General features: G+C 66.5%; 7 protein-coding genes. All 7 read right to left on the bottom strand.

What is annotated here, in order from left to right; translation table 11 throughout:
• Positions 1–39 precede the first annotated feature (39 nt).
• Entirely contained in the window at positions 40–1542 is a 1503-nt protein-coding gene (locus AC3FMM_RS31265; RefSeq protein WP_414249619.1) for an ISNCY family transposase, read from the bottom strand.
• A gap of 225 nt (positions 1543–1767) precedes the next feature.
• Positions 1768–2832 (bottom strand): phosphotransferase, encoded by a 1065-nt coding sequence (locus tag AC3FMM_RS31260; protein WP_488688321.1) that lies wholly within the window; start codon positions 2830–2832, stop codon positions 1768–1770.
• Positions 2825–4021, bottom strand: a complete 1197-nt coding sequence (locus AC3FMM_RS31255; RefSeq protein WP_488688320.1) for an acyl-CoA dehydrogenase family protein — start codon at positions 4019–4021, stop codon at positions 2825–2827. The genes AC3FMM_RS31260 and AC3FMM_RS31255 overlap by 8 nt, the downstream gene beginning before the upstream one ends.
• A gap of 11 nt (positions 4022–4032) precedes the next feature.
• Complete coding sequence (locus tag AC3FMM_RS31250; protein ID WP_473703959.1) at positions 4033–4818, bottom strand: SDR family NAD(P)-dependent oxidoreductase; 786 nt, start codon at positions 4816–4818, stop codon at positions 4033–4035.
• A 36-nt stretch (positions 4819–4854) separates the two neighbouring features.
• Entirely contained in the window at positions 4855–6324 is a 1470-nt protein-coding gene (locus tag AC3FMM_RS31245; protein WP_488688318.1) for an NAD(P)(+) transhydrogenase (Re/Si-specific) subunit beta, read from the bottom strand.
• Positions 6321–6671 (bottom strand): NAD(P) transhydrogenase subunit alpha part 2, encoded by a 351-nt coding sequence (locus tag AC3FMM_RS31240; RefSeq protein ID WP_115700552.1) that lies wholly within the window; start codon positions 6669–6671, stop codon positions 6321–6323. The genes AC3FMM_RS31245 and AC3FMM_RS31240 overlap by 4 nt, the downstream gene beginning before the upstream one ends.
• A 16-nt stretch (positions 6672–6687) precedes the next feature.
• The coding region (locus AC3FMM_RS31235) for a Rossmann-fold NAD(P)-binding domain-containing protein (protein WP_488688316.1) at positions 6688–7358 on the bottom strand (671 nt) is incomplete at its 5' end.

Below are 7358 nucleotides of genomic sequence, written 5' to 3'. Positions count from 1 at the left end.
TGTCTAGGCGGTTTTGAAAGGTCGTCTCTTCCGCTAAATTCAAATGTCGGCATGGGCGTGCTTTTTGTGCGGGGTTGGGTTCTTTTGCGGGGTAGAAGTAGGGCGGTGGCGCTGGCCTGACGTGACTGAATTCAGCGCAGGGTGGGGCGGTGGATTCGCGGTGGGCAAAGTTAAAAGGTCCGCGTTCCGCTGCAGCGGCGCGGGCGCCAGCGCGCGTTCCAGATCGAGCCGGTTGATCAGCCGCTGCCGCTTGACGTTCAGCGGCGCGCGATGGGGCCGAGCGGGTTCACCCTGCAGCGTGCGCGACGGCCCCGCCTGCTGGCGATCGTCGCGCTGCGCCTGCACCTTGGCAGCCAGCGCCAGCACCGCTCCCAACCGCTTGTTCTCGACGATCGCACCCTGGTCCATCTCGCCGAGCCGGTCATAAGTGGTGTAGGGCAGGGCAGCGCCATCGGCCCACAGCTCGATGCGCCCGTCCGGATACTCGGCCACCTCGATATACCGATGAATCAGGCGCCGGTGCTCGGGCCGGTCCGCGAGCAAGTACATCACCTTGTCGTACTGCAGCGTGAGGCTTTGCGAGACCTTGCGCCATTCGCGCCAGCTGAAGATCCGCGCCAGGTCCTCGTCGCCGCGCAGCGGCCGGTGCGCATCGAAATCGCGCTTGGGCACCTTGGCGAAGCGCGCATTGAAGTCGGCGATGAAGTGCGGGGCAAAGGCGTTGGCGGCGGCCATCGTGCTGATGCCGCGCAGCCGCAGCTCCTTGACCAGCCGGTCCTGCAAGGTGCCGTTCATCCGCTCCACGCGGCCCTTGGCCGGGCTCGAATTGGCGCACAGGATGTCGATATTGAGCTCGAACAGCGCGCGCCCGAACTGGGTGTAGCCGCGGCCCTCGGCGCTGTCCCTGGCGTTGACGCGGAAGATGCCGGCCTTGTCCGAATAGAACGCCATCGGCTTGCCATGGCGCTCGACATAGGCGCGCGTGGCGGTGAAATACGCCGGCGTGGATTCGGTCGGCACGAACAGCAGCTGCATCAGGCGCCCGGTCGCGTCATCGACGTAGACCAGCAGCGTGCAGGCCGGCGCCCGGTCCTCGAACCAGGCGTGGTCGGAGCCGTCGATCTGCACCAGCTCACCCAGGCAGGCGCGGCGGTTCCTCGGCTGGTGCACCTTGGGCGGGCGCAGCTTGCGCGGCACCCAGAAGCCCGCGTCGATCATGATGCGGCGAACGCAGGCTGGCGAGACTTCGATGCCGTGGCGCTCGCGCAGCTTCTCCCAGGCGAGGGTCGGGCCGAAGTCGGCATAGCTGTCGCGAATCAGGCCACGCACCCGGGATTCGAGGCCCGGCGGCAATTGCCGGTTACCGGGGCGACCGCGCTTGCGCGAGATCAGTCCACTGGGGCCGTCCTCCAACAGTCGCAGAACAAGCCGCCTGACGTGCCGGGCGCTGATGCCCAAGCGCTCGGCTGCTCGCCAGCGCGCCAAGTGCCCATCGGCGACAGCTTGGATCACCTTCATCCGGTCAACTTCACGCATGCTCATGGTCACCAAATCCCGTTCGCGCATGGCTGCCTCCCGTAGCGCCCGACGAAACTCGCAGCGTACGGGGACTCAGGCTCAGGTGACATCTCTAACCATGGCAAAGGTGACATTACTAAAAACGGCCAACACCTACGTTTCGCATAATAAGTGTTATGTCAAATAAAGTTGATTTCGGAGATGGCTGCCAGCAGTTCGGCAGCCACCATAGGCCCTCACGCCGCCTGCTCAAGCCATAACGCGCTGCGCCTGTATCCAAGCAAGATCAGCCACCCGCGCGAAGCGCTCGCCCATGGCACGCGCGTCGGCGCTGGACGCCGTGCCGCGTGCGGCGCGGGCCTTGATGCCATGGAGAATCGCTGCGAAGCGGAACATGTTGAAAGCGATGTAGAAATCCAGGTTGCCAATGCCCCGGCGTCCGGTGCGGCGGCAGTAGGCTTCGACATAGGCGGCCTCGTCGGGCAATCCCGCTGCCGCCAGGTCCCGCCCCGCGATGCCGCCCAGGATATCGGGCGGCATGCGGAACATCATGGCGTGATAGGCAAAGTCGGCAAGCGGATCGCCCAGCGTCGACAGTTCCCAGTCCAGCACCGCCAGCACCCGCGGCTCAGTGGGATGGAAGATCAGGTTGTCGGCGCGGAAATCGCCGTGGGTGATGGCAACCTCATCGGCGGCGGGCAGATGCCGGGGCAACCAGTCGACCAGTTGGTCCATCGCAGGATGCCGGCCGGCCAGCTCGTCGCTGCGGTACTGCTCCGACCAGCGCGCGACCTGGCGGGCGACGTAGCCGCCAGGCTTGCCGTAGTCGCCCAGGCCGACGGCAGCCGGATCGATGGTGTGGAGGCTGGCCAGCGTGGCATTCATGGCGTCCATGTAGCCCGCACGCTCGCCCGGCGCCACATCGGAAAAACCGGCATCCCAGAAGATCCGGCCCTCGACGAGATCCATGACGAAGAACCAACTGCCGATCACCGCGTCGTCGGTGCAGAGCCCGTGGATCCGGGGTACCGGAAAGCCCGCCTGGCCCAGCGCCGCCATCACCCTGGCTTCGCGTTCCACGGCGTGGGCGCCTTTGACCAGCTCGCCGGGTGGCTTGCGTCGCAGCACATAGCTGCGCCCGGGCGTACGCAGGCGATAGGTAGGATTGGACTGCCCGCCCTTGAACTGGTCGATCGTCAGCGGTCCGGCGTATCCCGCCACGTTACGCGCCATCCAGCGCTCCAGCGCAGCCTGGTCGAAGCGATGCTGGTCGCGCACCGGCCCTGTGCCGGCGAACGCTTGCGCGCTAGCCATGGCTCGCCTCCCCGCTCAGGGTCTTGCGCTTGATCATCTTTGCCAGCGACCATTTGTGTACCTCGGTGGGGCCGTCGTAGATGCGGAAGGCGCGGACTTCACGGAACACCTGCTCGACGATGGAGTCGCGCGAGACCCCCGAGCCGCCCATGATCTGCACGCAACGGTCGGCCACGCGGAACACCGCCTCGGACACCGCCACCTTGGTCATCGAGCTCTCGTTGGTCCCCCCCGCACCGCCATCGAGCACGCCGGCGCACCAGTCGATCATCAATGCCGCCTGCTGCAGGTCGATCAGGTTCTCGGCCAGCATGAATCCTACGCCTTCATGGTCGATCAGCAGCTTGCCAAATGCCTTGCGCGTGGTCGCGTAGGCCGTGGCGATCTCATGCGCACGCGTGGCGCAGCCGTGCCAGCGCATGCAATGCGAAAGGCGGGCGGGCGACAACCTGACCTGGGCATAGCGGAAGCCTTCGTTGATCTCGCCAAGCACCTGGCTGGCCGGCACCCGCAGGTTGTCGATGACGATCAGGGCATGCCCGCCGGGCATCGAGTTGTCGATGGTGTCCAGCACACGCTCGATTCGAATGGCGGGATCGGGCAGGTCCACCAGGAACATGGTGGACTGCACCTTGCCGCCCTCGCCAGTGCGCGCCATCACAATGCCGACCGAAGCCCCTTCCGCGCCAGTGATGAACATCTTGCGCCCGTTGATGACCCACTCGTCGCCCCGCTTCACCGCGGTGGTCTGCAGCATTGACGGATCCGAGCCGGCGCCGCCATCCTCGGCAGGCTCGGTCATGAAGAAGGCCGAGCGGGCTGCGCCACTGACAAGCTGGTCGAGGAAGCGCCGCTTCTGTTCCGGGGTGGCGACTTTGCCGAGCAGGAACATATTGCCCTCGTCGGGGGCCATGGTATTGACGGCCACAGGACCCAGCGGCGACAGCCCGGAGCGCTTGAGCACGGCTGCGGTCTCCAGCTGCGTCAGGTGGCTGCCATCATCGAGGATGTGCGGCGTCATGACGCCCGCCTCGCGCGCCTTGGCGCGCAGTTCGTCGACCAGGTCCGCCGACGGGCCATGCGCACCGTAACGGGGGTCGCGCTCGTAGGGCGCGACGACTTTGCGCACAAAGGACTCGACGCGATCGGCGATGGCCCGGCTGCGTTCGGTCGGACAGGGAGTGAACATGGGTATGTGTCTCAGAGCGAGTTGATGGAGTGGCCGCCGTCAACCGGCAGGACCGTGCCTGTCATGTAGTCGGACGCATCCGAGGCCAGCAACAGCAGCGCGCCGTCGAGCTGGCCGGGCTGGCCGAGCCGGCGCTGCGGAATGCGCGCGATCATGGCCCGGCCGCTGTCGCTCTCGAAGAAGCTGCGGTTGATGTCGGTCTCGAAGTAGCCCGGCGCCAGCGCGTTGACGCGGATGCCGTAACGCGCCCATTCCAGCGCCAGCGAGCGCGTCAGGTGGATCAGGCCTGCCTTCGCGGCGGTGTATGCGGGCACCTGTTGCGCCACGCGCAGGCCGAGGATCGACGCGATGTTGACGATGCTGCCGCCGCCGGCTGCGCGCATCATCCGCGCCGCGCACTGCGCCACGCGCCAGGCGCCGTTCAGGTTGGTGTCGATCACGCTTTGCCAGGCGCCCTCCTCTACCTCCATGGCCGGCCCGGTGGTGGCGATGCCGGCGCTGTTGACGACTACCTGGACCGGTCCCAGCTGCCGGTGCGCCGCCTCGAACGCGGCACCGACCGATGCCGGATCCCTGACGTCGAGCGACACCACGCAGCCTTGCCCGCCCTGCCTGCGCAGGTCGGCCAGCACGGCCTCGCCTTCGGCCACGCGCCGGCCAGCCAGTGCCACCTTGCAGCCTGCGCGCGCCAGCGTCTGCGCAAAGTGCAGGCCCAAACCGCCAAAGGCCCCGGTTACCAGCGCTACCTTGCCGTCCAGATCGGCAAACAGGCCGAGCTCGCGTCCTTGCTGGTTCATTGCTTGTCTCCTCTGTATTGCTGCGAATGCTGCGGCTCAGGCGGCCTTGAGCATGTCCTCGACCACCTTCTTGGCGTCGCCGAACACCATCATGGTCTTGTCCATGTAGAACAGCTCGTTGTCCAGGCCGGCGTAGCCTGCGGCCATCGAGCGCTTGTTGACGATGATGGTCTTGGCCTTGTACGCCTCCAGGATCGGCATCCCGGCGATCGGCGACTTGGGATCGGTCTTGGCCGCCGGATTGACCACGTCGTTTGCGCCCAGCACCAGCACCACGTCGGCCTGGCCGAACTCGCTGTTGATGTCTTCCATCTCGAAGACCTGGTCGTACGGCACTTCTGCCTCGGCCAGCAGCACGTTCATGTGGCCGGGCATGCGGCCAGCCACCGGATGGATCGCGTATTTCACGGTTACGCCCTTTTCCGTGAGGGCCTCGGTCAGCTCCTTGAGCGCGTGCTGGGCGCGCGCGACCGCCAGACCGTAGCCAGGCACAATGATGACCGTCTCCGCATTGCCCATCAGGAAGGCGGCGTCGTCGGCCGAGCCCGACTTCACGTTGCGCTGCGCCTGCGCTGCCGGCCCGCTTGCGGACGTGGCGTCGCTGCCGAAGCCGCCCAGGATCACGTTGAAGAACGAGCGGTTCATCGCCTTGCACATGATGTACGAGAGGATGGCACCGCTTGATCCCACCAGCGAGCCGGCGATGATCAGCATCGGGTTGTTCAGCGAGAAGCCGATGCCCGCCGCGGCCCAGCCCGAGTACGAATTCAGCATCGACACCACCACCGGCATGTCGGCGCCGCCGATCGGGATGATGATCAGCACGCCCAGCACGAAGGCAATTGCCAGCATCACCAGGAACGGCTCCCACGCCTGTGTCAGGAAGAAGGCGATGCCGAAACCGACCATGGCCACCGCGAGCAGCAGGTTCAGCCAGTGCTGGCCGGCGAACACCACCGGCGCGCCCTGGAACAGGCGGAACTTGTAGCGCCCGGCCAGCTTGCCGAAGGCGATCACGGAGCCCGAGAAGGTGATGGCGCCGACAAAGCAGCCAATGAACAGCTCGATCCGGTTGCCGAGCGGGATATCACGCGAACCGGCAGCCGTGATGCCGAACGCGGCGGGCTCCGCCACTGCCGCCACCGAAATAAGCACCGCCGCCAGGCCGATCAGCGAGTGCATCGCCGCCACCAGCTCGGGCATCTTGGTCATCTGCACTTTCCTGGCCACGTAGGCGCCGATGCCGCCGCCCACCACCAGCGCGGCCAGTATCAGCGCCAGGCCGGTGCCGGGCGCTGATGCATCCGCCCGGCCGGACAGCAGCTCGCTCTTCAGCTTGAAGATCAGCGCCACCGTGGTGAGTGCTGCCACCGCCATGCCGGCCATGCCGAAGCCGTTGCCGCGCCGGGCGGTGGTCGGGTGTGACAGCCCCTTGAGCGCCTGGATAAAGCAGACCGACGCGCCCAGGTAAGACAGCGTCACCAGATTCATCGACAGGCCGTTCATTGCGCTACCTCCGACAGTTTGCCGCCAGGCTGCCCCTTTGCTTCAGCCTGCGCCTTGGGTGCCTTCTTCCTGAACATCTCCAGCATGCGCTGGGTGACCAGGAAGCCGCCGAACACATTGACCGCCGCCAGCGCCACCGCCAGCGTGCCCATTGCGCGGCCAACATAGCCCTCGGTCAGGCCGGCGGCCAGCATGGCGCCAACGATGATGATGGCCGAGATCGCATTGGTCACCGCCATCAACGGCGTATGCAGCGCGGGGGTAACGGTCCAGACCACGTGGTAGCCCACGTAGATCGCCAGGACAAAGATGATCAGGTTGATCACCGTGTGGCTAACCATTTCCATTGAGGTCTCCTTTGCATCAGCCGGCCAGCGCCGCTTGCTTGCGTCCCGTCATCAGGCAGGCGGCGACGATGTCGTCTTCGAGGTTGAGCGTGAACTCGCCGTCCTTGTCGACGACCAGCTTGAGGAAGTCCAGCACGTTGCGGGCATAGAGCGCCGAGGCGTCGGCCGCCACCATGCTGGCCAGGTTGGTATGGCCGATCAGGATCACGCCGTTGTGGTTGGCCACCTGGTCGGCCACCGTCAGCGGGCAGTTGCCGCCCTGCGCGGCGGCCAGGTCGACCACCACCGAGCCCGGCTTCATCTGCTGCACGGTCGCTTCCTGCAGCAGCACCGGCGCCTTGCGGCCCGGGATCAGCGCGGTGGTGATGACGATGTCGGCCTGGATGGCGCGCTGGTGCACCAGCTCGGCCTGGCGCTTCATCCAATCCGGCGGCATCGGGCGAGCATAGCCGCCCACGCCCTGCGCGATCTCGCGCTCTTCGTCGGTCAGGAACGGTACGTCGAGGAACTTGCCGCCGAGCGATTCGATCTGCTCCTTGACCGCGGGGCGCACGTCGGAGGCTTCGATCACCGCGCCCAGGCGCTTGGCGGTGGCGATGGCCTGCAGGCCGGCGACGCCGGCGCCCAGGATCAGCACGCGCGCGGCCTTGACGGTGCCGGCGGCGGTCATCAGCATCGGCATGAAGC

The organism is Cupriavidus sp. 207A1, assembly GCF_057798955.1.
The sequence above is the reverse complement of the archived record's forward strand: the minus strand, read 5'-3'. Positions and strand labels throughout refer to the sequence as shown.

Bases quoted from the DNA above. Each gene is read 5' to 3' on its own strand.
- AC3FMM_RS31265 (WP_414249619.1), bottom strand. From the start codon at position 1,542: ATGAGCATGCGTGAAGTTGACCGGATGAAGGTGATCCAAGCTGTCGCC.
- AC3FMM_RS31260 (WP_488688321.1), bottom strand. From the start codon at position 2,832: ATGGCTAGCGCGCAAGCGTTCGCCGGCACAGGGCCGGTGCGCGACCAG.
- AC3FMM_RS31255 (WP_488688320.1), bottom strand. From the start codon at position 4,021: ATGTTCACTCCCTGTCCGACCGAACGCAGCCGGGCCATCGCCGATCGC.
- AC3FMM_RS31250 (WP_473703959.1), bottom strand. From the start codon at position 4,818: ATGAACCAGCAAGGACGCGAGCTCGGCCTGTTTGCCGATCTGGACGGC.
- AC3FMM_RS31245 (WP_488688318.1), bottom strand. From the start codon at position 6,324: ATGAACGGCCTGTCGATGAATCTGGTGACGCTGTCTTACCTGGGCGCG.
- AC3FMM_RS31240 (WP_115700552.1), bottom strand. From the start codon at position 6,671: ATGGAAATGGTTAGCCACACGGTGATCAACCTGATCATCTTTGTCCTG.